Genomic DNA, 24,970 nt, shown 5'->3' with positions numbered 1-24,970 from the left:
GGGTGCTCTTCGTTAATCAACGTTTTATGAAGACTCGAAACGCATCTGTTCTGTAAAAGTGAATCTGTCTCTCCCTGAATGTCTTATCCTGTGGTATATTTCTAAATTAAAAGTAATCCGCAAGATGTGGATGACATGGAGAGGGGATGAACCGGATTTGGATAAATCCATACCACTGACATCCGGGCCCGCAAATACCGAAGAGGTGTTGGATGATGCTTCATTTATGCAAGGGGTTAAGGACTGTATCCCAACACTGCTTGGATATTTAAGTATTGGGTTTGCAGCGGGTGTCATTGAAATGACGGCAGGCTTAAGTTTGGCGGAAACGGCTCTGCTCAGTCTGATTGTATACGCTGGATCAGCTCAGTTTATTGCCGCAGGCATGCTTGCCTCGAGTGGTTCAGCGACTGCTATCATTTTCACCATATTCTTCGTGAATCTTCGCCATCTGCTGCTGAGTGCAGCCGTATCACCGTACTTTCGTCATCTGACGCCGCTTAAAAATATGTGGATCGGCTCGCTGCTTACCGACGAGTCCTTTGGCGTGGCGATGACGCGAGCGATTGGCCGGAAAACGTTGAGTGAGCGCTGGATGCACGGTCTGAATATTACAGCATATCTGAATTGGTTTGTGGCGAATATGGCAGGGGCTTACTTTGGACGCTGGATAACCAATCCCGAGCGGCTTGGACTTGATTTTGCCCTGCCTGCAATGTTTATTGGTCTGGTAGTGCTTCAACTGATGCAGCGCAAAAATAAAAAATTACACATCAATGTGGCGATCATCGCCGTGATCTGTGTAATCTTCGCCAGCATGGCTTCGCTTGGCAGCATGAGTGTCATTGTGGCTGCGGTCATTGCGGCAACGATGGGAGTAGTGATGGAACGATGGAAGTAAGATGGGATGTATTCTGGATTATAATGGGTTCGGCTTTGTTAACGTTCATCCCGCGCGTATTGCCGCTCATGCTGTTCAGTAAAATACAGATTCCGATGTGGCTGTTACGCTGGCTTGAATATGTACCCGTGGCGGTCATGGCGGCACTGATTGGTCAGGAACTGTTTATGGCGGACAACCAGTTGCTGCCGATTACACATAATCCAGCTCTGTGGGCAGCACTGCCTACGATTGCTGTAGCCATCTGGACACGAAGTCTGCTCGGAACCGTACTTGTCGGTATTGTTGCAATGATGATTTTGCGGTACTTGATGGGATAATATACGGGGCCTTTATTGGATCAGGTAAATCCTTCGCTCTAACGGTTAATAATGTTCTATAGGATCGTAATAGAGCGAAGGGAGCTAAATCCATGAGCAACTCGAAGCACAGAATATTGATTACGGGAGCAGCGGGAATCATTGGTCGCAGTCTGCTGGAGGGACTGAGGGGAAAGGGCAAGTATGACATTGTGGCTGCCGATCTTCATGATGATCCTCAAGCAGGCATTGTAGCGATGGATGTGACCGACGGAGAACGACTGAAAGAGCTAATGCAGGGGGTTCAGACGGTGCTGCATATTGCATGGGCCAAGGATGAAGAGGATTTTCTGGGCAAAGTCCTGCCGATTAACGTAACAGGGGCCTACCATGTGTATGAAGCTGCACGGTTGAACGGTGTACAGCGGGTCATTTTTGCGAGTTCAAATCATGCGACAGGGTTTTATCCAACAGGAGAAGATATCGAAGTGGATGATCCATATCGGCCAGACAGTTTCTATGGGCTCAGCAAATGTTATATAGAGCTGCTTGGGCGATATTACGTGGATAAATATGACTTGTCGTCATTCAATATTCGAATAGGCAACTTCTCGGGCGATGCACATCCACACTCTGAGCGTTCCGCACACATTTGGATCTCTCCCAGAGATATGGTCCAGCTTGCTCAGTGCTGCATTGAGGCGGATTCGAGCATGAAGTATGTTAATCTATATGGAACATCAGCGAATACGGACAATTATTATGATATTGGATATCTGGCACAGAAGATTGGGTACCGCCCGGAGGACGATGCAGCAGAGCTATGGGAAGAAGCGAAACGTAAGGGATCGCCGGATAAGCAGGATGAGACGGAATATCAGGGCGGAGGATACGTCGCGAAAGACCCGAAATCCTGAAATCCTGGAATCTTAAAGACCTGAAACGTCTCATAGACGTAGAGAACTGCGGGTGACATTGTGGGCAGTACAGCGCGGAGAGTTAACTGATAACAATCGTTCTGAAAACGCTATTTTCTATTGCGCCCGAAAGGGATAAAATGGAGACTGAAGGGTTAAGGTTTTCATTTTACATACAGGAAGGAACGGTTTTGATTATGAGTACACATTCATCCGTTATACTTTTTCAGGGAGACTCCATTACAGACGGAGGGAGATCGCGCAATGATGATCCGAATCATTTTCTCGGGCATGGCTATGCGTATCTGATCTCAAGCAAACTGGGTGTGGAACTGGCAGCCAAACAGCCAACGTTCTATAACAGAGGAATTAGCGGGGACCGCGCTTCCGATCTGTATGCACGCTGGAACGAGGATACTTTTAGTTTGAAGCCGGATCTGATTAGTATTCTAATTGGTGTTAATGATGCATGGCGTACCATGAATGGCGAACCTAGTGGAGTGACGGATCGTCTTGGACGTGCATATCGTCATTTGCTGGAGGAAACACGGGAAGTAATGCCGAATACCGGGCTGATTTTAATGGAGCCGTTCATTCTTAAAACCGGAGCTACAGTGGAGCTTTGGGACACTTGGCAGGAGCGTATCGGGCAGTATCAAAATCTGGTCCGTGAACTCGCAAGTGAGTTCGGAGCGGTCTGGGTACCTTTGCAGCAAACGTTCAACGATGCTCTCGAACAAGCTGACGCAGCCTACTGGTTATGGGATGGTGTGCATCCAACCGCAGCGGGTCATGAGCTGATTGCACGTCAGTGGCTGTCCGTTGTACAGAATTCTCCACTTGCGATTGGTTAATAGAATTAGCAATATCCAGCCTGCGCTAAAAAGCTGAATGTAACGAGGAACCCAGGTGGGTTCTTCGTTTTTTTATATTTGGAACAGGAATTGTGTGGTTAATTTGGATGGATATGATGGATAACTCTTCAAATGTATAGCATTATCCGGTAAAATGAAATCGGTTACATATAATGAAGGTTTCGTATTCCATATAGATTAGGGTGAATTCAATGGAAAACACCAATCAAAGTAAAGTCAGCTCCATATCCATGCCGGACTCTACGGTCATTCAACAGGCTGTACATCAGATGGTACAAGACAGAAAGAGGAGTCAGCAGGCTCTGCTTGCTTCAACACCCTCGATCTATTCTATCGATGCCATTGGAAAGGCATTATTGCAACCAGAGCTAACTTCTTTCTACACAGATCTGAGCAGCTATGGGGAACGTGCCTTGAACGAAAGTTTGCCTTCTCTGTCATTCGGTCTTTATCGGAAGTTTGGGGATACCGGGGAACGAAAGTTGTATGAGGATGCGTACTTTGAACGCAGGGGACGTCTGGCGGCAATAGCGCTGCTCGCTGTGGATTTGAATGCGCCGAGATGGATAGAGGCATTGGAAGATATGTTGTGGGATGTATGTGGTGAGTATACATGGTGTTTGCCTGCACATTTGGGTTCGGGGGGAGTGGAACAGGTCACCGGTAATATTGATCTGTTTGCCGCGGAGACGGTACATATGCTGGCCGAAATCGTGACCATTCACGCGGATCGACTGGATCCACGTATCATCCAGCGGATTAGGGCTGAGGCCGAACGACGCATCTTCACACCACTCTATCGGGAACAACGTACCTATCACTGGCAAGATGCAGATCATAACTGGTCTGCTGTGTGCAGCGGATGCTGTGGCATGGCTGGATTATTACTGTTGGAGGAAGAAGCGATTCTGAAGGAATCGGTCGGTCAGACGATTCGTTCCATGCAGTCATTTCTGAGTGGCTATGGTATGGATGGCGGCTGTGCAGAAGGCATTGGTTACTGGGTGTATGGGTTCGGCTATTTCGTCTATTATGCCGACATGCTGCATGAGAACAGTGAAGGTAAGTTGGATCTGCTGAGTGGTTCGAAAATAGCGGCGATAGCATCCTTCCCACTGCGGGTTCATCTGTCAGGAGGAACCTTCGTGAATTATTCGGATAGTGCGGAGCAGCAGGAAATTCCTTCGGGCTTGCTTTCACTTCTGGCATCTCGTTTCGGTATACAGATCGATCTGCCGTTTCATATTCCATTGTTTACCGATGATCCCTGTCATCGTTGGGCTCACCTGCTGCGCAACGTGATGTGGAGCAGTCCGGCAATGTATTTGCAAGAAGCGGAGGTTGTTCCTTCGGAACGAGTGATCAATTTTGAAGATTTGGGCTGGATGATTGCCAAGGGAGCACTTGATTCTCCAAGCGCAGATCTTACCAGAGATGAACCTCTAGCTATTGCTTTTTCCGTCAAGGCCGGGCATAACGATGAACCCCATAACCATAATGATCTTGGGCAATTTATGATTCATTGTGGTGGCGAAAACATTCTTTGTGATCCGGGAGCAGGGCTGTACACACAAGCCTATTTTGCTCCGGGTAGAGAGCAGTTGTTCCACATTAGTTCGTCCGGGCATAGCGTGCCCCGGATTGAGGGGAAGGAACAGAGCTCAGGGCGCGAGGCGCAAGCACAGATTCTTGAGGCGAAGGTTTCGGACGATGACCGTACACTGGATGCCTGTTTGGAACTGACAGCAGCTTATCCTGAAGCAACTTCGCTCGCTTGTTATACACGCCAGCTGCATTGGAGCGTTCCTGTTAATGATGTCGGGAGCGTGGCAGAACTTCGTCTGAAGGATCGATTTCAATGGAAAAACAGAGCGGCGTCTTCATCAAGCACGTTACATTCGGTGGGAGAATTGCAACGGCCGAGTGTGACGGAGCGGTTTATGAGTAGAAAGGTACCTGAGAAGGTACATGAGGGGCAGATTCAATGGCATGGCGAGAGAGCAACGGTATGTATGACGTACGATGCAAACCAATGGCAGGCGGATATAGAGGTCATTAATACGGTTGATCATGACAATGTGCCAGTTACATTCTATCGGACATCACTTGAATGGCGAGAGCAGTCGGACAACTCCTTTGCAGGAAGTGATGAAACCGATCTGCTGGAGACGGTGTGTGAGCTGAAGTTCACGATTGAACCAAAGTGAAAGATGGAGGTGAGCATACGTGAGTGAGTATACAGCCGCATCAACGTATCCATGGAAAGATGCACTCGAGAATTACTGTAAACTGGCGGAAGAGGCGGGGCCTGCCCCGTCAGACGGTTGGAATCAGGTCCGTAAATTGGCCCTTGTGGAGAGTGTTGCTCGGGCTTATACCCCTTACCAGGATAGTAGCGGCGCCATTATTGATCCGTTCTCGGAGGCCGAGCGATATTATTCCACACCAGCTTATGCAATGGCTGCATCGGTTCTTGTTCAAGCGGGACATATGGACCTGCTTGCTTCGGCCGCATCGGCCCTGTCACACAGTATCGATGTTGTTGTGAAGGGTTGTGCACCGGATCATCATCCGGACTTTTTCCCTGTGTTGATGATGAGAGCTTACATTCTGTTGAAGCCGCATATGCCTGAGCAAGCAAAGATCTGGGCAGAGGCTCTTAAGAAGATACAGCCAGAACAAGATTATGTTTTTACAATGAGCAAAATGAACAATCCCAATCGCATGATCAACTGGAACGCCATCATGATCTCCGGAGAATATCTGCGCTTGAGGGAACATCTCGCCAGTGAGGGTACGGATTGGATGGACCGTTATCTGAATCTGTATCATCTGCCACGCTTCACACCGCTTGGACTATATCAGGACGGTCCGCTGGACCGACCGAATTGTCCATTTTCTTATGATATTGCAACCCGCTATCATCTGGATGTCATGCTTGAAGCGGGATATGACGGGGCCTGCGCTGGTGAGTTAAAGGAACAATTACGTCATGGTGCATTCAGTACCCTGCTTACACTGTCACCGCTGGGGGAGATTCCTCCGCGTGGACGCAGCTCCCAACATCAATGGAATGAAGCGGCAGCAGCCTACGTATGTTCTGCCCATGCAACACAGGCCTTACAGGCTGGAGATCGGGTGATGGCTGGAGCGTTCGCTCGTGCCGCCAATCGGTGTTTCGAAGCGGTGGAGCGTTGGAAGATGGATGATGGACGTCTGAAAATAGTTCGCAACGAGTATGCACCTGAGGCACGTCATGGCTACGAAATCTATACGAATCATACGGGTTATAATCTGTGGACGGCAGCAGCGCTGGCCCATGCCTGCCTTAGCGATCCTGGTGAAGATGTAACGGAGATATACCTTCCTTCCGAGGTGGGTAACCGTGTATTGCAGGCCGATGGATGGTTTGAAACGATTATCGCCTCTGTACCAGGTCAACAAATGATTCTGCATACGGCCATGAATGATCCATACACGGTTCCCGGTCTTGTGCGCATACAACAGGTGGGATTGCCAGGGCTGATCGGTCCTTCTGCTGCTGGACATGTGCAATCCGGATTCACGGAGTTTGCGGAAGGGGAAGTTGGTCCGCTGAGCTATTGTCCTGTCTGGAAGACGGCAGATGGAAACTGGCACAGTCTTGCCGGGGGCATTCCGTCAGGTATTGATTATGACCGGGATGCGGGGATTGATCCTGCCGAGGGCGGAGGTTCGATTTTATTTGAAACGGTAGATCAAGAGGTCCGAGATGATTCAGCCTCCCCAGAGGGATATGACAGGAAGCATCAGGATCAGGCCAATGCATTTACAGTGACATTGCTTGGCCCACTAACCGGACTCGATTCACTGCGTACCCGCTATGTACAGCAGGCGGATTTGCTTACTGTAACATATGAATTCGACGGTGAGCTTGAGGCTGTCGGGGCACTCATTCCATTGATGTTCAGTGATGGACGCGAGCAGGCTGTCATCACTCATTCCAAGCAGGCTGTGCGCAGCGAGTACCGGGGAGCTTATGTGGAATCCACCGTGCTGGATGAAGGAGCCACTATTCATCTCAAGGAACAGCCTGTAGCATCCCGCAACGGGCTGCTGAAGGAAGCAAGGATGGAATTGAGCGGCGTGCGAAGTATAACGTTTACGATCAGATTGGGTATCAATTAGAGGAGGGATAGGTTTATGAATACATCAACATCTGTGAAATGGCTAGAGGAAGCCTGGCGGCAAGGAGCGGCCAAAACGGGTCGCAACGCGCAGCGCATCAAGGATACATTTCCGCACACGGCCCCGCAGGGCATATATGACCGAAATGATCCCGAATGGTGGACCGCAGGCTTCTGGCCGGGGCTGTTATGGCTTGTCTATGGCGAGTCACCGGAAAACGAAGCTGTCGCTCCGTTATCCCGCATTGCCGAAAGTTGTGAACGGCAATTGGAAGGTTGTCTGCGTGATCCCGAATCGGTGGATCACGATCTCGGTTTCATCTGGCTGCTTAGTGGCGTAGCCAACTACCGCCAGACCGGCAGCGCAGATGGTCGGCGGCGGGGCATGCTCGCCGCCAATCTGCTCGCTGCCCGCTTTAACGTGCGCGGTGAATTCATCCGCGCCTGGAACTTCAGCTCGTCAACCATGGATACGCGCGGCGTAGCCATCATTGACAGCATGATGAACCTGCCGCTGCTCTATTGGGCATCCGAGCAGAGCGGCGACCCGCGCTTCCGCTGGCTGGCGGAAGCGCATGCGGACACCGTGGCGCGCGAATTCGTCCGCGCTGACGGGTCCATCTGCCACGTGGTGGAGTTCGATCCACTCACGGGGCAGAAGCTGCAGGAGCATGGCGGGCAGGGCCATGCTCCAGGTTCAGCCTGGGCGCGGGGTACCGCCTGGGCGTTGCACGGGTTTTCGCTGTCTTTCCGGTATACGGGCGAAGCCCGCTATCTGGAGACAGCGGAGCGGGCGGCCGATTTCTTCCTCGCCATGCTTGGCGAAGAGATCGTACCGGTGTGGGATTTCCGCGCACCTGCCGAGCATCAGGTGGCGTGGGACTCGTCCGCTTCGGCGATTGCCGCAAGCGGACTGTTGGAGCTGGCGAAACTGTCGCCGCGCGGCGAGGAATATGCAGCTGCGGCAGAGCGTATCCTTCGCGGACTGCATGAGAACTACAGCTCCGGTGAGACGGCAGCGGAAGAAGGTCTAATCATGCAGGGCACTGTGCATTATCCAGAGGGTCGTGGCTTAAATGTGCCGATTATATACGGCGATTATTTCTATATGGAGGCGCTGGCGAAGCTGCGTGGCCGCCCGGGTTTATTTTAGGGGAACGAGAATCAGGGAATCAAGAATGTTACACTTCAAGCGGCGAGTATGCGTGAGAGGGCATGATTATGCAACCTACCATACAGCCGTTCGAGTGTGCCTGCCTCCTAATGGGAAAGGGTATTCCTGTTTTGGAGGCGGAGCACACCCTCGGTATCAGTCTGTTTTATTTTCGATGCCGGGTGTGCGTCTTAAGATGACAAAGTCGGCCGAGGATTGGTCGGGATATCGCTGAGGAATAATTTCATGTACTTTGAATTCGGGATAGTCGAACAGATAATCAAAAATATTTCGGTCCTGAATGGTGCTAACCCCTGGATTACCGTTTTCTTTCAAACGTGTGTATAACACAACCCACTCTGACGTAGAGTGCAGAATGTCGTAGAGTGTATTGCGAAAATCCGTTTCATCCGTAATATGATAGAGCACGTCCAGACAGACGGTGAGATCAGCTTGTAGGAAACCGCGATTAATCCACAGACCGGGTGTATATAACATGAAACTCTTGGAGGTATCGTTAGCAAACTTGGAGGCACATAGACGCACCGACGAGCCGGCTACATCGACACCTAGATACGTATTATAATTCATATATTGCAGTTGATTGCCATCCCCGCATCCAAATTCAATGACGCTGGAAATACCCTCACGCTGAATCAGTCCATTTACCACCTCTGCCTTGAATTCAGCCAATACGCCATACGAACCCCTTCCGGATGTCTCGCCTGAGCTATACGTTTGTTCCCAATATCCTTTGTAGTCAAAAGGCTGACTCATGTTTCTCCCCCGATCATATAAATGAATTCAAAATAGTGACTATACATAGGTTATGCGTAATATTTGCAGGTATGAATCATTTGAAAATCGATAGATCGGATGAATGAATTCCCACGAATTCCCCTGAAAATTCCCTGAAAGTCTAAACATCTGGAAAGAACTTGCCGACATTAAACTAAGGAACAAAATGATAAGAATCGGGGGGAAATGATGTTAAAGCCAAGATTGACCAAGTACATGGTGATGATGCTGGTATTGGTGCTGAGTATTTCCAACGTAGGCTTGGCCGCTGCGGCAGATAAAGAACTGTCCAAAATTGTAGTTTCCAAAAATGAGCTGTCGCTCGAAGTGGGTGATTCCAGTTCGGTTACGGTGACAGGAGTATATACCGATAATACATCGGCTAACGTAACAATCAGTTCTTCATGGAGTAGCAGTGATACTTCGATAGCGACTGTATATAATGGTGCCATTACTGCCAAAAAGGAAGGTACGGCAACCATTACAACTTCGTATCTGTCTCAGAGTCAAACGGTTCAAGTGAATGTAACCAAAAAGGTCAAAGCCCTATCCAAAAACGTACAGTCGCTGGACTTGCGCACAGGGGATAGCAAAGACATTATTTTGACAGCAACTTACAGTGATAATACGACGAATGCAGATGCATCCAAAGTAGCCGAATGGTCATCCGATGACGAGAAAGTGGCAACGGTTGTGAATGGTAAAGTTACTGGACAAAGCGCCGGTACAGCTGTCATCACAGGTAAAGTCGGCAGTCAAAGTGTGACTGTGGATGTTAACGTTGAGGTTGTTAAGCGTGTGGATGTGGACAAGAAGCAGGTCAATCTGCTCTTGAACAAAAGCGAAACTGTAAAATTGACAGCCACCTATCCAGATGGCACAACCAAAGATGTAACGGATCTGGCAGAGTGGACGTCAAGTAATGAAAAAGTAGCAGATGCATTAAAAGGTGAAATTACAGGATACTCCGCAGGTTCTGCTAAGATCACAGCCAAATACGGAACGAAATCCGTATCCATAGATGTGGATGTCGATCTGACAAGCAAACTGAGTGTGGAGAAACAGAGCATTTTCTTCCGTTTGAGTGAGTCCAATAAAACAGCAAATGTAGTCTTGACTGCCTCTTACCCGAGCAGTGCTGATGTGAATGTAACGGATCAAGCAACATGGACATCCAGCAACGAGAAGGTAGCGACGGTATTTAAGGGACAAGTCACTGCGATTGGTGCGGGTTCTACGACAATCAAAGCAACGTATAGCGGCAAAACAGTGGAAATCACTGTGGATGTTGATACGGCAAGATATCTAGATATTGCGGGTGTCGAAGATAAACTGGCTATGAGCGTTACAGGTGATAACAAAACCAAGAAACTGGTAGCCAATGCAGAATATATTGATGCAAGTACAGAAGACGTAACTTCCAAAGCAACATGGACATCCAGCAATGCGGATGTTGTATATGTATCTGGCGGCGAGCTGATCGCTTATAAATCGGGAACAGCAACCATCACTGCGGCATACGGCGGCAAAACCGTTAAATTCACAGTGAATGTAGATGTTCCGGACAAGTATGAAATGGACAAGAAAAAAGGTTCTGTAGCCGTTGGTGGTACATTGTCTGTGAAAGTATTGGCCGTATACGGTGATACATCCAAAGATGTGTCCGAAGATGCGGATTGGAGCAGCAGCAGTGAGAAACTCGCTGAAGTGGACAGCAAAGGTGTCGTGACAGGTATTGCAACAGGTAAAGTAACCATCACAGCCAAAATTGAAGGTAAAACGTTAACTCTGCCTGTTGAAGTAGGCATGGCTAGTGGGCTGGAGGCAGATGTGAACTTTGTGGTGTTGTCCTCCAAGGAAACACAGCAAATCGTACTCACAGCAACGGATGAAGATGGCTTGACCAAAGACGTGTCATCCGATGCAACATGGAAATCAAGCAACTCCCGCGTAGCCGATGTGAAAAAAGGGGTTATCACTGCGAACAGTAGTGGTAAAGCCAATATCACGGCTGAATATGGTTCCAACAAAGTGACCATTCAGGTTGAAGTGGACGTTATTTCACGCATTGAAGCATCCGAACCGGCTCTTTCTCTGAAAACCGGTGATTCCGCTGATCTTACGGTTACTGCATATCTGAGCGATGGCAGTGAGCGTGATGTCACGGACAAAGCGGAATGGAAAACCAACAGCTACAAAGTAGCTCAGGTAACCAAAGGTAAAGTAAAAGCGACAGGTTCAGGTAAAGCAAAAATTACAGCGAAGTACGGCAGCAAGACGGTAACGATTGCAGTCGATGTAGATACACTGAAATATTTGCAAACCGATAAAGTAACCCTGACCATGAAGCCTGGTGACAAAGCAACCCTGGTTGCTACAGCAACGTATGCCGATGGCAGCGAAGCGAACGTATCCAAGCCGGCACTGTGGAAATCTTCCCGTATTGCGACAGCATCGGTGAAAGATGGCATCATTCAGGCTAATGGTAAGGGTAAAGCAACCATTACCGTGACTTATGCAGGTGTGAAAACCAAAGTGACTGTAGTCGTTGAAGCGAAATAATATCTTCAAGTACGAAGATAAAACAAGCAATTCTATGTGCGGTGATGACAGCTTAAATGCTGGCATCACCGTTTTTTTTAATGGGAAAAATACAAGAGAACTAACAATACAAAAAAAGAAACGCCCTGAAACATGTGCATATATCCACTTTGGATATAAAACACATTGTTCCAAGACGTTCACCGAATCTAAATAATCAATGAATTACATCGTATGAGACAGAACAAGCGCTCCGTATGCAAAAGCAATGACGATGAGGATGGCTGGATGCAGCTTAGTCTTGGTCATGACCCAAAGCGAGATCCCTGCAATGATCAATGTCTGCCAAATGCCGATGGAATTAGTGGATACCTGACCGAATTCCCATGTAAGTAAGATCATAAGTACAGCAATAACCGGTTGTACGAGCAGCGTCATCCCTTTCACCTTTGGTGAAGTACGATGCTTGTTCAGTAAACGAAGCAGCAGAATTAACGCGACAGCCGAAGGTACAACTGTGGCAAAACTGGCGATAAATGCGCCAAACCAGCCAGCTACCTGATAACCGACAAATGCGGCAATTTTGGTCGCAATTGGACCGGGAAGAGCATTGCCGATGGCCAGTACATCACCGAATTGCTCGGTGGTCATCCATTTGTAGTGGTTGACGACTTCCTCCTGCATTAATGGAATGGAGGCAGGGCCGCCCCCGTATCCCAAGATATTGGCTACAAAAAATCCCCAAAACAATTCCCACCATGTCTGAAGCATCGCTTAGGACACCCCCTTGTCGGAATCGCGTTTGGATTTGAAACGCTGGACCACATCCAGATGGAAGACGCCATATCCGAGGAAGACGGCAATCACAATACCGGGGTGAATATCCAGCAGCTGCAGCAGTACAAAGGCAAGGACACCGAACAGGGCGGCAAAGGTTGTACCGAGTCCCTTCCATGCTTTCTTGGCGAATTCGTATGCCATCATGCCGAGCATAACAAAAATGACCGGGCGAACAGCTGCGACCATGCCTGCTACGATTTTCGATTCGCGGAGTGCGTACATGGAACCAAGAAGCGCAATGATAGCGATGCTCGTCGGCAAAATATGGGCCAGGACAGACACAATAGCGCCCAGCACGCCCTTCGTTTTATACCCGAGATACGCGGCCATCTTGGTTGCAATGGGACCAGGAAGGGCGTTGGCTATGGCCAAAATCTCGCCAAACTCATCATCGCTCACCCACTTATAGCGGGTAACGGCTTCATAACGGATCAGCGGAATAACCGATGGGCCACCGCCATATCCCAAAATTCCGGTTCGTACCATCCCAATGACGAGACCGTTGTAATCTTTCCAACTCATGCTGATTTCCTCCTAGAGTCTCATGCCCATTCGGCTTTTATAACGTTTTAACAACAGCTGTGATTCTACCTTGACGATGCCGGGCATCTTGTAGAGCTTCTCCAGCAGGAACTGCTCCATCTCTTCCATATCTGCAAAAATACCATGCATGTGCAGGGTACTCGGGCCTGTCATATGATAGAGGCTGGTTACTGCGGGTTCTTCGTCCAGTTTCGCGGCCACTTCATCCAGGAATAACGGTTCTACATCGACATTGAAGAAGGCAGAGACCTGGAGTCCAACTTTGCCAGGATTGATAACCACGGTGAAGCGTTCAATGATTCCCTTTTCGGATAAAGCATTAATGCGGGCCTGAACGGCCACGCGGGACAAACCGATCTGTGCACCCAGATCGGTGTAGGATATCCGGCTATTTTGGTGAAGGGCGGCAATGATTTTACGATCGATTGCATCCAGATTGTGCATTTGCGGGATTTCTACCCCTTTGGAGGAGCGTTTCTCTGACATGATTGACCATCCTTTTTGTTAACTATATAGAATAAAAAATCTTGATAGGATCTACGTACAATTTGTATGCAGCATTCATATTTTAATGACGAATCGTAATTGGAGTCAATATATTTATTGTAAATGTTGAATTTATCCGATTCAAAGCTTTCATTTTGTCATTTTTACCAATCAGAGATGATGAATGGGAGCAGGATACAGGCATGGATCGAAAAAGAGACTGTTCACGGAGCACATCCGTAAACAGTCTTCTATATAAAATACAGGTTGAAGCGACTTAATGAACAGTTTTGGGTAGACAAAAGGTAACGACAGTTCCTTCGCCAGGCTCCGAAGATACTACAAGTGTACCTCCGGCTCCACGAGCTCGCTCCTCCATGCTAAATAGACCAACGCCGTTACCAGCCGTCGTACTGTTGAACCCTGCGCCTCGGTCCTCTATTCTCACAACGGTTGCCTCTTCCGAATCTTCCACCGTCACATGAGCTTCTGACACATCGGCGTACTTGGCTACATTGGTTAACGCCTCCTGGATAATGCGATACATGGCGATCTCCCGGTTCATCTCCAGCCGTTTTCGCAGATTACATTCCAGCTCCACTTCAATCCCGTAGTGCCGGGTATAGTTCTCGATATACGTGCGAATGGCCGGAACGACACCAAGGTCATCCAGTACGGAGGGTCTCAACTCCCATGCCATGCCGCGTACATCCTCCATAATGCCCGTAACTTGTTTTCGCAGTGCTTCCACACCAGAATGCGGTTGGTCGGCCAGCAGACGATCCATCTGAATGACAAGGGAGAAGAGACTCTGTCCAATGCCGTCATGCAGCTCGCGTGAGATACGACGCCGTTCCTCTTCCTGAATGTTCATAACCTGGGTCATCATCGTCTGTAACTCGGCTTCGACCCGCTTCAACTTGGTTACCTCACTACGAACAGCCAAATACTGATAGGGCTCACCATCGTTATCGAGAAAAGGCACAATGGTTGTATTCACCCAATAATGGCTGCCATCTCTGGCACGGTTACGAATCTCTCCGTTCCACACTCGTCCGGAAGAGATCGTTTCCCACAGGTTTTTCATAAAGTTCTTGCCGTGATAACCCGAATTAATGATCCGATGATCCTGACCGATCAATTCTTCCCGATTATATTGTGAAATTTCGCAGAACTTATCGTTTACATACTGGATTTTTCCTTTGCGGTCCGTGAGGGCTACAATGGACGACTCATCCAGGGCAAACTTCAGATCACTGAGCTGATGCAGGGAGCCTTTCAGTCTGCTGCGGAATTCATTATCTGTAATGTGACTGTCGATTTCCTCTAATAACTGACGCACAGGTTGGTCGGCAAATCCGCTAAGTCTGTTTTTACGTGTGCTACTCAAAGTTCAGCAACCCCTTTTTCATCGCAAACTTCACCAGTTCCGGTCTGGTTCGAAGGCCGAGCTTCTCCATCAGATTGCTTTTGTGGGATTCGACCGTTTTGACACTAATCACCAGATGTTCAGCGATTTCCTTGTTGGCGTAACCCTTGGCAATCCAGGACAAAATCTCTTTCTCCCGCTCAGATAACGTGTCGTACGGACCGGCGTTCTCCTGCTTCGCTTTGTCCAGGTATTCACTCATCAGCCGCTTGGTCGCACTTGGGTACAGATAGGCGCTACCCTCTGCTACAGAACGAATAGCGGCAAGCAATTCTTCATGCGGTGCACTTTTGAGAATATATCCGGATGCTCCCGCGTGGATAGCGCGGAACAGATATTCTTCATCGTCATGCATGGTCAGGATCAAAATGGAGACATCCGGCATCAATTTCTTCAGTTCAGCAGTAGCGGTCAGACCGTCTTTGCCTGGCGGCATGCTGAAATCCATTAAGACCACATCCGGCTTCAGTTCTTGTGCTTTGGCAATAGCTTCATCGCCATCGGCTGCATCTCCAACAATATGTATATCATTCTTTCCGTCGAGCAGGGCGATCAGCCCGGAGCGTACAACTACATGATCATCGACAACTAATAATTGAATCACATCATTTTCCTCCTGTCCGGTTCCACAGTTCTGTCTTTATCATACCAAAAAAGAAAGCCATTCAGAGGGGAATCTCTGAATAGCTTCTTTTCTCTGTATATCGCACAAGAGGAATTAAACTTTAGTTCTCTGTTTTACCGAAACGCTCCTTAATCATGTCTGCAATTTCCTGAACCTGTGCTTCCACGGCAAGTGGATCATAGGGCCAGAAGCGTTCTCCGTCAAGCTTGAACACGCGATTGTTCTTCACTGCGTCCAGGGATGACCAAACTGCTGAGCCCTCATCCAGTGAACCTCCGTTGGACAAATCCAGGAAGATATAGTCACCTGCGTAATCGGCCAACTTTTCCTCGGATATCGCTACAGTATCTTTATCCTGATCAATGAGCTCTTTCTGTACAATGTCTGGTGCTTTCAGTCCGAGCTGTTGATAGATGGCCTGTCCACCGCGATTGACACCATCCCCATTGATGTACCATTCTTTGCCGAACAGACTGAAGTTGGAGAAGGTTGTGCCTTCTTTGACCAGTCCTTGAATGGACTCTTTGGCGGCCTTCACTTTTACTTCGAATTGGGATAACCAATCTTTGGCTTCCTTCTGTTTGTTAATGATTTCACCAAAAGCGGTGATTTCCTCATGGACATTGTCGTATGTTCCGTAAGGGATGATGAGTGTGGGTGCGATTTTACGATATTGCTCGTTCAGTTTCTCATCTCCACCCACAGTAACGATCAGGTCAGGCTGAAGTGCCAAAATTTTCTCTACTGATCCGCCGTCAATCCGGCCAATGTCTGCCACGCCCTCAACGAGATCAAGCACATATGGGCTTTCCAGCTCATAATCTGGCGCGCCTACAGGCTTGACGCCAAGTGCCAGAAAATCAGCAAGGTAACCTTGCGTAACGATACGCTTAGGATTCACGGGGATTTCAACATCTCCGTTAACCGTCGATATGACCTGTGTTTCTGCTTCGCTGGTCGTTGGTTGTTCTTCTGTTACGGCAGGTGCGGAGGCTTTATTTTCTGTCGTTTCTTCCGCTTGACCTGAGCAGCCAATAATTCCTATCACAAGTAAAAGGATTATGAGCCCGGCCCACCATTTTGATTTAACCCCTGTCATTCTGCTTCTCCCCAATCAATAATGATTATCTTTCTCAATAAAACCTCCTATGTATCGTAGCTTTTGTGCACAAGTATCGTCTATCTCAAAATGTGACCCATTGAGCATGGACAAATGTTACCTGGCCTTTACGCTATTCTCCCGAATCAGGATGTCTACCATAAGTTCAAGTTGCTTCTCCAGAGACAAGGCATCATTACACCAGAATTGTTCCAGTTGCAGAGGATATATGCGACGATTTCCGTTATTCATAACCTTGCGCCAGCCCGGGCGCTCGCTAAGTTTATCTGCTGAATCGTGATACAGGCCACCTTCATGTGCCGGAAGAACAAGAAACATATGATCTGCTGCATATTCTGTTAATTGGTCTTCTTCAATGTATTGATGATTGTCAGGTTCCAAAACATCACGGAGGATGTTGGGGTGGGGAGTAAGATGAAGTCCATAATACACGTTATAGGCTGCTCTGGCGGTTGCATTCCAGATACAAATGGTGCCGTCTTCCCACAGCTCATACAGACCAACGGTTTCTCCGGGTTTTATAAAATCTTTTAGTCGATCAGATTCGGTTCTGGCCCGTGTTGTGTAGTGTTCGATCCAATCTTCAGCTGCCTGTTCTCGTCCTACAATTCGGCCAATCAGACGGACCGTCTCCAGTCGATCCAGTTGGTTCCAAGGGAGAACAATAACCTGGGATATACGTTCAAGTTGTTCAAGCTTGTGTGGCAAGTAGTACAGATAATCTGGTGCGATGATCAAATCAATCGGTTCAGCGCGCAGTAATTCTTCCACGCCATGTTCATCCAGATCAATTACGTCATGCAGCTTATCCCGGATCAATGGAGAAAGGGCCCAGGGAAGAAAGGAGGCCGCAACGGGTTGAACGCCGAGGGCAAGCAGATCCCCTGTATACTGAACCGTTGCAATCCGTCTCGCACGTGGCTGCAATCGATACTCACTTGGGCTGATCCCGGTGGACTGCTTAAACTTGCGGCTTAAATATAAACCGTCAGCATAGCCTACCAGCAAGGCAATTTCATTCAATGTGGCCTGTGTGGATAGGAGGTATTGCTTTGCCTTATCCATCCGAACTCGGGTCAGATGAGCCTGGAAGCTGCGCCCCACCTGTTTTTGAAAAAATCTAGAGAAATAGCTTGCGTTAAATCCGGTCATGCGGGCAATGTCTTCCCGGGTGAGATGATCGCCATAGTGATGATTAATATAGTAAAGAGCATCCCGAATTACACTGTCCACCATTTCTGTGGCAGGTTTCACCGCCAGCCTGAATAACTCAAGCAGCTCACACAGTAGAAAATGGGATCGGGCTTCTTCGGTCTGGATGCTACCTGAACGTTTGTCGATAAGTTCCTGGATAATGGCAAGAATCCGGAACCCTTGTGAACTGGCTCCAGTCTTTGACCCATGTGCAGGCAAGTTCTCTGATGTAAGTTCATAGACACGCTTCTCATGGGACTCTTTCGTTAATCCGTATTCCAGAAAGCCTATATGATATACCGTGAAGGCAGAAGCCGGAGTATGTATAAGCTCCAGGGAGCATGGGGGATAGAGGAAAAGGGTCTGGCCTTTATGTAAAACGCCATGTACCTGCCCATATTGGAAGTTCACCGTGGCTGTACAAGTCACCAGGGAAGGAGATTCTATGGAAATAAATCCGGTATGCTGTGCAGCTTCCCAAGGAATCACACTGGCATTTGTCAGTACAAGCATATCTGTAGCCTCCTAGCCGTATGTTCTATCTTGAACATATCGATGTATGGACTCGATTATATCAATCTGTGAGAGAGACGTCGACGTACACAGAGTAGTGATGGCAAAGTGACTAATTAACGCTTGTCCAACTAAGAATAAACCATAATCAAAAAAAGTCTTGTTACTCCCATTAGGAAATAACAAGACTTTTTAGCTTATTCCAGACAGCTGTCTTTATCCGTACACTTTTGGCTGCAGCTGTATTGCGACCTGTTCGGTCTGACGGACCATCTCCGGTGAGAACGTGCAGGGTAATCTGCTGCCAAGGAGCAACACTGCGCCAGGAACACTTCCTTGCTGGAACACAGGCACTGCTATTGCACATACCAACCGCTCCGCAAGCATTAACGGGCAACGGCCGGGTGTATGCTCCCCGGTGGATTGTGCATCAGATAGAGCGGTGCGTCCAGTTCGAAGCGCTATGCCAACCAGATCTTGTCCGGGACGCATCTCCATGCGTTTCACCCGTTCGTTGCTGGCGCCGGATGTATACTTCCAGCGCAGCATCGTACCGGACAGACAGGCCAGTCCGCAAAAATCGCTGGAGGTACTCAGGCGCAGGCCGTCGATCATCTCCTGAATGCCAGATGGCAGTTCATCATGCATGAGAGGACACTTCCTTTTTTGGAATCATACCGTACGTTACGGTGTAATCAATATCAATATCGTTAACCTGTGGTCAGGGAAATCTTAAAATAAGGGTATTTCGCTGCTGCTTCTATTGTAGCCCCTTTTTTCCGTATTGTAATTCAGGGAAAACCCCTATTTCCGTTCTGCAATTTGCTGATCCTGTGTATGGACAGGTATTCTGGCCAGGAACAGCAAGGCTTTTTTCGATTGCAGAGTCGTAAAGGCACCTCATAAGTGTGATTTATCTCACAGCAAATTCAGGGAGTTTCTTCGTGAGGTTCAGGTAATCCCCCGATAACCCCCACGCTATATTCGCGGTATGATGGATACATAAGGAAACACCGAGGGGGACGAAGGTAATGGGTACGGTATTTACAGAAAGAACAACCCAGGCGACACAACAAGAACAGACGGAGGCGAGCAAGATGACACGGGAGACAGGTGGAATCCTTTCGTTCGTGACTGAACAATGGGGCTTGATCGAAGCAAAGATGCAGCCGAAACGGGTAAAGTCGGGGTACAGTCTCTTTCTGGAAGGCGATGAAGCCGGATACCTGTACTACATTCGCTCGGGAAGAGTGAAGCTGACCAAGTCGACTGAGGATGGGAAAGAAATCATTTTATCGATTCAGCAAACCGGCGATCTAATTGGAGAGTTTGGCGGCATCGGTGGATTATCCCATAGCTACAGTGCTGAGATGGCAGAAAAAGGGGAGCTGGGGATCATCTCGCTCAGCGACTTGGAAAGTGTGCTCAGCAAACACGGTGACCTTGCCTTGAAATTCCTGCAATGGATGGCGCTCGCTCAGCGTATCACCCAGTCGCGTTTCCGTGACCTTTTGCTCTATGGCAAGGCAGGTGCACTCGCATCGACGCTCATTCGTGCCAGCAACTCGTATGGCAGAATTACGCCGGATGGCATCGTGCTCGACATGAAGCTGAATCATACCGAGTTGTCGGAAATGATTGGTGCCACGCGGGAGAGTGTAACGCGTATGTTGGGAGCCTGGAAAGAACAGGGGACGCTGGACACCGTGGATGGAAAGCTGATGATTCGTGACCTGGCAGCCTTGCGCTGCATGTGCGGATGTCCTACATTTCCAAGCTGCCCGGTAGAGTTGTGCCGATTGTAATAAAATCAAGTTGAATTGGGTTGTTTCCTTCCATGGCGATTGGGGTCGTTACGGAGAATTCAAAAAAGCTGATGTCCGATTTAACTCGGGATCAGCTTTTTTTGGCGTGATATGAGCGGCTTGAAGAAGTGGTATTGAATAAAAAGCTTAGAGGGTTCAGTTAAACGGGCAGGAAATCAAGAAATGGAAACGAATACATAGTTTGGTTTACCCAAAATAGGTTGATCAACGTAATTTCAACATTCGATTAATAAATGAATCATAAAAAGGAGTAATTTTTACTATGAAGGATATACAAAGTTTAGTTTCAGATTACACAAAAGATAAGAAGCATTTACAGCTTGTTATCGGGATTGTTAGGGAGGGAGATGTTGAATACTATTCATTTGATAATAATAATAAGAAAAGCATGATTCCTCCTGAGCATAAGTTATTTGAGATCGGCTCCATAACCAAAGTTTTTACATCCATAATTTTATTAGAAATGGAAAAAGAAAAACTGCTATCCTCGGATGACAGTGTTGGTAAGTTTGTGCAAAACGTTGAAAACGAATATTTGAATAAGATTACCTTGAGAAGCCTTGCTACTCATACCTCTGGATTACCTATATTGGCAACCAACCACAATTTGGCTAAAAAAAGATCGAATCCTTATTCAATGTATGCCGAGCAAGATTTAACTGCTTTTTTATCTACTGCTGATTACACGGATAGCATTGGTTCGTTTGGATATTCCAATATCGCTGTGGGTTTACTGGGATACATACTATGTAAGGTGTCAGGGAGTACATATGACGAACTGTTAAAAAAATATATAACAAGTCCGTTAAAGATGAATGAGACAGCCGTTATGCTTGATGCAGAAAAGAATAGCAGGTTTTTGAATGGACATGCTTCATCTGGGAAAAGAGTCCCTCATTGGGATCTTTCTATACATGTAGGAGCTGGGGGGATTAAGTCATCTGTTAGCGATTTGAGTTTATTTGTCCAAGCTAATCTAAATGATGATAATCCGATAGCCTCTACACTACAAAAAAGTCATTTCCCTATATCGATCGGAAATTCAAACCGTTATTTTGGCTGGGGTGAGGATAATCTTCTAGATAAAGTTATCCTCTGGCATAACGGGGGTTCAGCTGGTTTTAATAGTTATCTAGCTTTCAATAAGGAACTCCGTGTAGGAGTTGTATTGCTATCCAATTATTCTTTTTTCTCAAATTCTCTTATGGATCATTATTTTGCTCAAATCATAAAATGGATGACAAAAAAAGAGCCTTCACAAGGAACGATGATAGACTCTACAGGTATAAAAATATTGGAAGAAATCATGCAGAGAGAAGCGTCATTAAAGTAACGGGATACGATAGCAGTATTAGCCACCTAATCATTAGGTGGTTTTCTTATGGTTAATGAATCTCATCCAAGATAACTAATATATGATACAAAGGAGGAGGCGTTAACGCCCTCCTGGCACCATGGTATTCACTCACCTGCATATTCCTTTGCAAGAATCGAATATAGACACGAATCATGATATTCCCCTTTGTAAAACCAATGCTCTCGCATCAAACCTTCACGCTGCATACCTATCTTCTGCATAACGTTCTCTGAAGCCTTGTTATTCGGGCGGCATTTTGCATAAATGCGGTGTACACCAAGTGTATTGAAGCCAAAGCCAAGCATGGCTCGGGCTGCTTCGGCAGCATACCCTTTTCCCTGATAAACGGGATTGAGCACATAACCGATTTCTGCGTTCGTCTTTTCGATGTGAAGGCCAACACCACCGATCAGGATGCCCTCCTTTTTCAAGCATATCGCCAGTTCGAAGCCCTCTCGTGGTTGTGTTTGCTGTGAATTTAGCACAAATTCCACATAATCTCGCGTGTCTTCTTCCGTATTCGGTCCCCATGCCGTATGCTGAGTAACTTCTGTCATGGATGTGTAGCTATGTATACTTTCCCAGTCTGTCTCCAGAATATCCCGGATGATGAGTCGTTCGGTCTCCAATTGCATAGCTATTCCCTCCTATATAAAGTGAACTAAAGAATATTTACACTTGCCACTTCGATGACAGAACAACCTTCCGATCGCTGTTATCCCCAGATTTTTTTGATTCCCTTTTTCAAAGGAGAAAATCCGGGGATAAAGGCGAACGCTCCGCTTCTTCAGGTTTTTTCTGTCCTCTCCGTTTCTCGTGTAAATGTTTAGTTCAATTATATAGTAAAACAAAAATAGCCCAATAACCGATTCGTGTAAAGAATGGGTTACGAGCTATGTAAGTATAAGCATGCTATTGTGGTTGTTTACATTGAACTGCGGGATAAGTATAAGCCAGCTTGCGAATAATTTCCTTTTGCCATTTGGTGTCACCCAGGTTGGTTGCCAGGTTCAGAAGATCCAAATAATCGTCAAGCTGCAGATCAGCCTTTTGCAGAGTTGTATTCATTCGATGTTCGTTCCCCTTTATCTATAAAATCGTTAAGTCATGTACAGTAGGCAGAAGACTTGAGACAGGCTCAAGAATGATAATCATTATCACAGTTATATTATCATTATGCAATGAACGATGGCAAAATGCAATGCCAAGGCTCGAATGTACTCAACTTTTTTTTGAAAAAAGGCTCATCCACAGTAGATAGGGAACGTACACACCCAGGTATGCAGAGGGATAAAGGAACCATCCATTCAACAGGAAATGGTGAATTTCTGTGGTGAACGTCGTCATATGGGCATTCGTAGCATACACATCACCGGCAATGACGGTCGCCGCACTATAAAAACATAGCAGGGCAAGTACATGGAAAATGCGGGTCACCATCCGGGAGCGAAGCGCAACAAAAACCATAATCAGTGGAATAATCAGCAGGAGCAGAAGAAATAGCAATTTCATCATACAGGTCTCCTTTGGAATACTTTTGTTAACCAGTATGGGCAATTGGTAGAATTTCCAAAAGTTTTTGCAAACATTTTACAAAAAGAAAGAGGAATTCATCATATGAACGATTAAATTAAAGGTGGATAACCCATTATCAGGTAATTACGAGGAGGAGAAGGCAAGTATGAAGAAAGCGATATGGCAGCATTGGATCGGGGGATTCCTGATCTTCATCATGATGGCGACGGCATTGCTTCAACCTGGTTCACAAGGTCCGGTACAGGCCGCTGCAGCACCCATTACGGTATCGCAGGCCATCGCTGCCCAGAGTGGCGGAGCAACGGCAACGGTGGAAGGATATATTGTTGGACATGCCACCGGTTCGCTTACAGCCAAGTTTACATCTCCTTACGCCAATGATTTTAACTTCCTGATTGCAGATTCAGCAACAGAGAAGACCAACGCGAAACTGCTCGACGTGCAGATTCCAGCGTCGTACCGTTCGCAATATGGACTGGCCACCAACCCGAATCTTGTGGGGCAGAAGGTTATCGTAACCGGAACACTTGGCGCATACAACAGTTATGCCGGAGTTAAGAATCCTACCTCAATCGCTCTCTCCTCTGGAACAACTAATCCTGATCCAGGTACAACGCTGCCAGATGGTACAGGGAAGAAAGTATTGTTTGATAACACGCATGCTCAGACAGCCGGGGCTGCGGACTGGGTTATTGATGGGGCATTTTCGGACTTTGCGAATGGATTGCGAAACGCAGGCTTTACCGTGGATCAGCTGAATCGCAGCATCCCGTATACCTTCGGTGAGCAAGCCATCACCTTTAATAAATTGAAAGATTATGATGTCTTCGTTATCGGCGAAGCGAACGTGCCTTTCAAAGCGACAGAGCAGGCTGCGCTGCTGCAATATGTACAGAATGGTGGCAGTGTCTTCTTCATTGCGGACCACTATAACGCAGACCGGAACAAAAACCGCTGGGATTCCTCCGAAGTATTCAACGGCTATCGCCGTGGTGCATTCTTGAATCCAGCCAAAGGCATGTCGTCAGCAGAAGCCGAATCTCCAGCCATGCAAGGCGTGACCAGTTCCGACTGGTTGGCATCCAATTTCGGTATTCGTTTCCGCTACAATGCACTTGGAGATGTTAATGCCACAGATATCGTTGCACCTTCGCAGTCGTTCGGCATTGCAACTGGAGTTAGCGCAGTGGCCATGCATGCTGGTTCCACACTCGCCATTATTGACCCGAACAAAGCTAAAGGTCTGGTGTATGTGCCTAGCGGTGTATCCAAATGGGGCAACGCGGTAGATCAGGGCGTATACAATGGCGGTGGACGAGCTGAAGGAGCCTACGCAGCGATCGCCAAGATCGGGGCAGGTAAAGCAGCGTTTATCGGTGACTCCTCACCAGTTGAGGATGCTACGCCCAAATATCTACGTGAAGAAACAGGCGCTGCCAAAACAACGTATGATGGCTTCAAAGAAGTGAATGACGGTGTATTCCTTGTGAATACTGTGAAATGGCTTGCAGTAAAAGAGAGCTACACAAGTCTGTCTCAGGTATCTGGACTGACATTGGATACGCCGACAAGTCTGCTCGCTATTGAAGCTCCGGCTTCTTCTACCGAGCCGCAAACCGAGCCATGGGCTGTACCGGCTGCAGGCTATAAATGGTACGATCCTACAACGTTTAAGGCAGGTTCGTACGGCAAAGCTCAGTAAGATAAGTAGTAAGGAAAATATACGGATAATCGGCCTGTCCGCCACGATTGCGGACAGGCTTTATTTTGCATAAATGCCCGGAGCAGAGGGAAACGTATGGATAATTATGAAATGATGAGTGAGATGCCAAGGTGAGGAGGAAGACAATG

At 47.6% G+C, this 24,970-nt stretch carries 23 protein-coding genes; 11 read left to right on the top strand and 12 right to left on the bottom strand.

Going from position 1 to position 24,970, the window contains the following annotated elements; translation table 11 throughout:
- Window positions 1–226: 226 nt before the first annotated feature.
- The 7 genes from MHB84_RS11285 to MHB84_RS11255 all read left to right on the top strand — a co-directional run bounded on the left by MHB84_RS11285 (window position 227) and on the right by MHB84_RS11255 (window position 8,311).
- Entirely contained in the window at window positions 227–901 is a 675-nt protein-coding gene (locus MHB84_RS11285) for an AzlC family ABC transporter permease (protein WP_076290761.1), read from the top strand.
- Window positions 892–1,221 (top strand): AzlD domain-containing protein, encoded by a 330-nt coding sequence (locus MHB84_RS11280; protein WP_072734985.1) that lies wholly within the window; start codon window positions 892–894, stop codon window positions 1,219–1,221. Before MHB84_RS11285 ends, MHB84_RS11280 begins: the two co-directional genes overlap by 10 nt.
- Before the next feature lie 92 nt (window positions 1,222–1,313).
- Complete coding sequence (locus MHB84_RS11275) at window positions 1,314–2,117, top strand: NAD-dependent epimerase/dehydratase family protein (RefSeq protein ID WP_076290714.1); 804 nt, start codon at window positions 1,314–1,316, stop codon at window positions 2,115–2,117.
- 197 nt (window positions 2,118–2,314) lie between these two features.
- Window positions 2,315–2,971: an SGNH/GDSL hydrolase family protein gene (locus tag MHB84_RS11270; RefSeq protein WP_076290760.1), complete on the top strand. Its 657-nt coding sequence runs from the start codon at window positions 2,315–2,317 to the stop codon at window positions 2,969–2,971.
- A 212-nt stretch (window positions 2,972–3,183) separates the two neighbouring features.
- Window positions 3,184–5,199: a heparinase II/III domain-containing protein gene (locus tag MHB84_RS11265; protein WP_076290713.1), complete on the top strand. Its 2,016-nt coding sequence runs from the start codon at window positions 3,184–3,186 to the stop codon at window positions 5,197–5,199.
- Window positions 5,200–5,218: 19 nt separating this feature from the next.
- Complete coding sequence (locus MHB84_RS11260) at window positions 5,219–7,159, top strand: glycosyl hydrolase (RefSeq protein WP_076290712.1); 1,941 nt, start codon at window positions 5,219–5,221, stop codon at window positions 7,157–7,159.
- 15 nt (window positions 7,160–7,174) lie between these two features.
- The gene (locus MHB84_RS11255; protein WP_076290711.1) at window positions 7,175–8,311 is read left to right on the top strand and encodes a glycoside hydrolase family 88 protein; all 1,137 of its coding nucleotides are present in this window, start codon (window positions 7,175–7,177) and stop codon (window positions 8,309–8,311) included.
- 156 nt (window positions 8,312–8,467) lie between these two features.
- Here MHB84_RS11255 and MHB84_RS11250 read toward each other — a convergent pair whose 3' ends face one another.
- Entirely contained in the window at window positions 8,468–9,088 is a 621-nt protein-coding gene (locus MHB84_RS11250; RefSeq protein WP_076290710.1) for a class I SAM-dependent methyltransferase, read from the bottom strand.
- A gap of 210 nt (window positions 9,089–9,298) precedes the next feature.
- On the opposite strand from MHB84_RS11250, the gene MHB84_RS11245 reads away from it, so the two are divergent.
- Entirely contained in the window at window positions 9,299–11,671 is a 2,373-nt protein-coding gene (locus tag MHB84_RS11245) for an Ig-like domain-containing protein (protein ID WP_076290709.1), read from the top strand.
- A gap of 204 nt (window positions 11,672–11,875) precedes the next feature.
- Here the strand turns inward: MHB84_RS11245 and MHB84_RS11240 are convergent, their stop codons facing one another.
- From MHB84_RS11240 to MHB84_RS11205, 8 genes are all read right to left on the bottom strand, one after another.
- Window positions 11,876–12,421 (bottom strand): chromate transporter, encoded by a 546-nt coding sequence (locus MHB84_RS11240; RefSeq protein WP_053780063.1) that lies wholly within the window; start codon window positions 12,419–12,421, stop codon window positions 11,876–11,878.
- Between the two features lie 3 nt (window positions 12,422–12,424).
- Window positions 12,425–13,012, bottom strand: coding sequence for a chromate transporter (locus MHB84_RS11235; RefSeq protein WP_063566299.1), 588 nt, complete (start codon window positions 13,010–13,012; stop codon window positions 12,425–12,427).
- 12 nt (window positions 13,013–13,024) lie between these two features.
- Window positions 13,025–13,519: an Lrp/AsnC family transcriptional regulator gene (locus MHB84_RS11230; RefSeq protein WP_064642788.1), complete on the bottom strand. Its 495-nt coding sequence runs from the start codon at window positions 13,517–13,519 to the stop codon at window positions 13,025–13,027.
- A 277-nt stretch (window positions 13,520–13,796) separates the two neighbouring features.
- The gene (locus MHB84_RS11225; protein ID WP_076290708.1) at window positions 13,797–14,909 is read right to left on the bottom strand and encodes a PAS domain-containing sensor histidine kinase; all 1,113 of its coding nucleotides are present in this window, start codon (window positions 14,907–14,909) and stop codon (window positions 13,797–13,799) included.
- On the bottom strand, window positions 14,902–15,552 hold the full coding sequence (locus MHB84_RS11220) for a response regulator (protein ID WP_053780067.1): 651 nt from the start codon (window positions 15,550–15,552) through the stop codon (window positions 14,902–14,904). The genes MHB84_RS11225 and MHB84_RS11220 overlap by 8 nt, the downstream gene beginning before the upstream one ends.
- A gap of 121 nt (window positions 15,553–15,673) precedes the next feature.
- On the bottom strand, window positions 15,674–16,621 hold the full coding sequence (locus tag MHB84_RS11215; protein WP_341143040.1) for an ABC transporter substrate-binding protein: 948 nt from the start codon (window positions 16,619–16,621) through the stop codon (window positions 15,674–15,676).
- A 168-nt stretch (window positions 16,622–16,789) separates the two neighbouring features.
- A complete protein-coding gene (locus MHB84_RS11210) occupies window positions 16,790–18,400 on the bottom strand; it encodes a helix-turn-helix domain-containing protein (protein WP_076290706.1) in 1,611 nt (536 codons plus the stop codon).
- Between the two features lie 216 nt (window positions 18,401–18,616).
- A complete protein-coding gene (locus MHB84_RS11205) occupies window positions 18,617–19,048 on the bottom strand; it encodes a GAF domain-containing protein (protein ID WP_076290705.1) in 432 nt (143 codons plus the stop codon).
- A 383-nt stretch (window positions 19,049–19,431) separates the two neighbouring features.
- On the opposite strand from MHB84_RS11205, the gene MHB84_RS11200 reads away from it, so the two are divergent.
- Window positions 19,432–20,205, top strand: coding sequence for a Crp/Fnr family transcriptional regulator (locus tag MHB84_RS11200; protein ID WP_256716875.1), 774 nt, complete (start codon window positions 19,432–19,434; stop codon window positions 20,203–20,205).
- A gap of 283 nt (window positions 20,206–20,488) precedes the next feature.
- Complete coding sequence (locus tag MHB84_RS11195; protein WP_076290704.1) at window positions 20,489–21,559, top strand: serine hydrolase domain-containing protein; 1,071 nt, start codon at window positions 20,489–20,491, stop codon at window positions 21,557–21,559.
- Between the two features lie 128 nt (window positions 21,560–21,687).
- Here MHB84_RS11195 and MHB84_RS11190 read toward each other — a convergent pair whose 3' ends face one another.
- The 3 genes from MHB84_RS11190 to MHB84_RS11180 all read right to left on the bottom strand — a co-directional run bounded on the left by MHB84_RS11190 (window position 21,688) and on the right by MHB84_RS11180 (window position 23,095).
- Window positions 21,688–22,218 carry a GNAT family N-acetyltransferase gene (locus MHB84_RS11190; RefSeq protein ID WP_076290703.1) on the bottom strand — a complete coding sequence of 177 codons (531 nt, stop codon included), beginning with the start codon at window positions 22,216–22,218 and terminating at the stop codon, window positions 21,688–21,690.
- A 277-nt stretch (window positions 22,219–22,495) separates the two neighbouring features.
- On the bottom strand, window positions 22,496–22,651 hold the full coding sequence (locus MHB84_RS11185; protein ID WP_175382069.1) for a hypothetical protein: 156 nt from the start codon (window positions 22,649–22,651) through the stop codon (window positions 22,496–22,498).
- A gap of 153 nt (window positions 22,652–22,804) precedes the next feature.
- Complete coding sequence (locus tag MHB84_RS11180) at window positions 22,805–23,095, bottom strand: hypothetical protein (protein ID WP_076290702.1); 291 nt, start codon at window positions 23,093–23,095, stop codon at window positions 22,805–22,807.
- A gap of 223 nt (window positions 23,096–23,318) precedes the next feature.
- Here MHB84_RS11180 and MHB84_RS11175 point away from each other — a divergent pair, with 223 nt between their 5' ends.
- On the top strand, window positions 23,319–24,821 hold the full coding sequence (locus MHB84_RS11175; RefSeq protein WP_445322126.1) for a DUF6359 domain-containing protein: 1,503 nt from the start codon (window positions 23,319–23,321) through the stop codon (window positions 24,819–24,821).
- The last annotated feature ends 149 nt before the right edge of the window (window positions 24,822–24,970 follow it).

The sequence above is a fragment of the Paenibacillus sp. FSL F4-0087 genome, from assembly GCF_038020215.1.
Taxonomy (GTDB): Bacteria; Bacillota; Bacilli; order Paenibacillales; family Paenibacillaceae; genus Paenibacillus; species Paenibacillus taichungensis.
The sequence above is the reverse complement of the archived record's forward strand: the minus strand, read 5'-3'. Positions and strand labels throughout refer to the sequence as shown.

What these genes read in the sequence shown, in the direction of transcription:
- MHB84_RS11285 (WP_076290761.1), top strand. Translation starts at nt 227, where the DNA reads ATGCAAGGGGTTAAGGACTGTATCCCAACACTGCTTGGATATTTAAGT.
- MHB84_RS11280 (WP_072734985.1), top strand. Translation starts at nt 892, where the DNA reads ATGGAAGTAAGATGGGATGTATTCTGGATTATAATGGGTTCGGCTTTG.
- MHB84_RS11275 (WP_076290714.1), top strand. Translation starts at nt 1,314, where the DNA reads ATGAGCAACTCGAAGCACAGAATATTGATTACGGGAGCAGCGGGAATC.
- MHB84_RS11270 (WP_076290760.1), top strand. Translation starts at nt 2,315, where the DNA reads ATGAGTACACATTCATCCGTTATACTTTTTCAGGGAGACTCCATTACA.
- MHB84_RS11265 (WP_076290713.1), top strand. Translation starts at nt 3,184, where the DNA reads ATGGAAAACACCAATCAAAGTAAAGTCAGCTCCATATCCATGCCGGAC.
- MHB84_RS11255 (WP_076290711.1), top strand. Translation starts at nt 7,175, where the DNA reads ATGAATACATCAACATCTGTGAAATGGCTAGAGGAAGCCTGGCGGCAA.
- MHB84_RS11250 (WP_076290710.1), bottom strand. Translation starts at nt 9,088, where the DNA reads ATGAGTCAGCCTTTTGACTACAAAGGATATTGGGAACAAACGTATAGC.
- MHB84_RS11245 (WP_076290709.1), top strand. Translation starts at nt 9,299, where the DNA reads ATGTTAAAGCCAAGATTGACCAAGTACATGGTGATGATGCTGGTATTG.
- MHB84_RS11240 (WP_053780063.1), bottom strand. Translation starts at nt 12,421, where the DNA reads ATGCTTCAGACATGGTGGGAATTGTTTTGGGGATTTTTTGTAGCCAAT.
- MHB84_RS11235 (WP_063566299.1), bottom strand. Translation starts at nt 13,012, where the DNA reads ATGAGTTGGAAAGATTACAACGGTCTCGTCATTGGGATGGTACGAACC.
- MHB84_RS11230 (WP_064642788.1), bottom strand. Translation starts at nt 13,519, where the DNA reads ATGTCAGAGAAACGCTCCTCCAAAGGGGTAGAAATCCCGCAAATGCAC.
- MHB84_RS11210 (WP_076290706.1), bottom strand. Translation starts at nt 18,400, where the DNA reads ATGCTTGTACTGACAAATGCCAGTGTGATTCCTTGGGAAGCTGCACAG.
- MHB84_RS11205 (WP_076290705.1), bottom strand. Translation starts at nt 19,048, where the DNA reads ATGCATGATGAACTGCCATCTGGCATTCAGGAGATGATCGACGGCCTG.
- MHB84_RS11200 (WP_256716875.1), top strand. Translation starts at nt 19,432, where the DNA reads ATGGGTACGGTATTTACAGAAAGAACAACCCAGGCGACACAACAAGAA.
- MHB84_RS11195 (WP_076290704.1), top strand. Translation starts at nt 20,489, where the DNA reads ATGAAGGATATACAAAGTTTAGTTTCAGATTACACAAAAGATAAGAAG.
- MHB84_RS11190 (WP_076290703.1), bottom strand. Translation starts at nt 22,218, where the DNA reads ATGCAATTGGAGACCGAACGACTCATCATCCGGGATATTCTGGAGACA.
- MHB84_RS11185 (WP_175382069.1), bottom strand. Translation starts at nt 22,651, where the DNA reads ATGAATACAACTCTGCAAAAGGCTGATCTGCAGCTTGACGATTATTTG.
- MHB84_RS11180 (WP_076290702.1), bottom strand. Translation starts at nt 23,095, where the DNA reads ATGAAATTGCTATTTCTTCTGCTCCTGCTGATTATTCCACTGATTATG.
- MHB84_RS11175 (WP_445322126.1), top strand. Translation starts at nt 23,319, where the DNA reads ATGGCGACGGCATTGCTTCAACCTGGTTCACAAGGTCCGGTACAGGCC.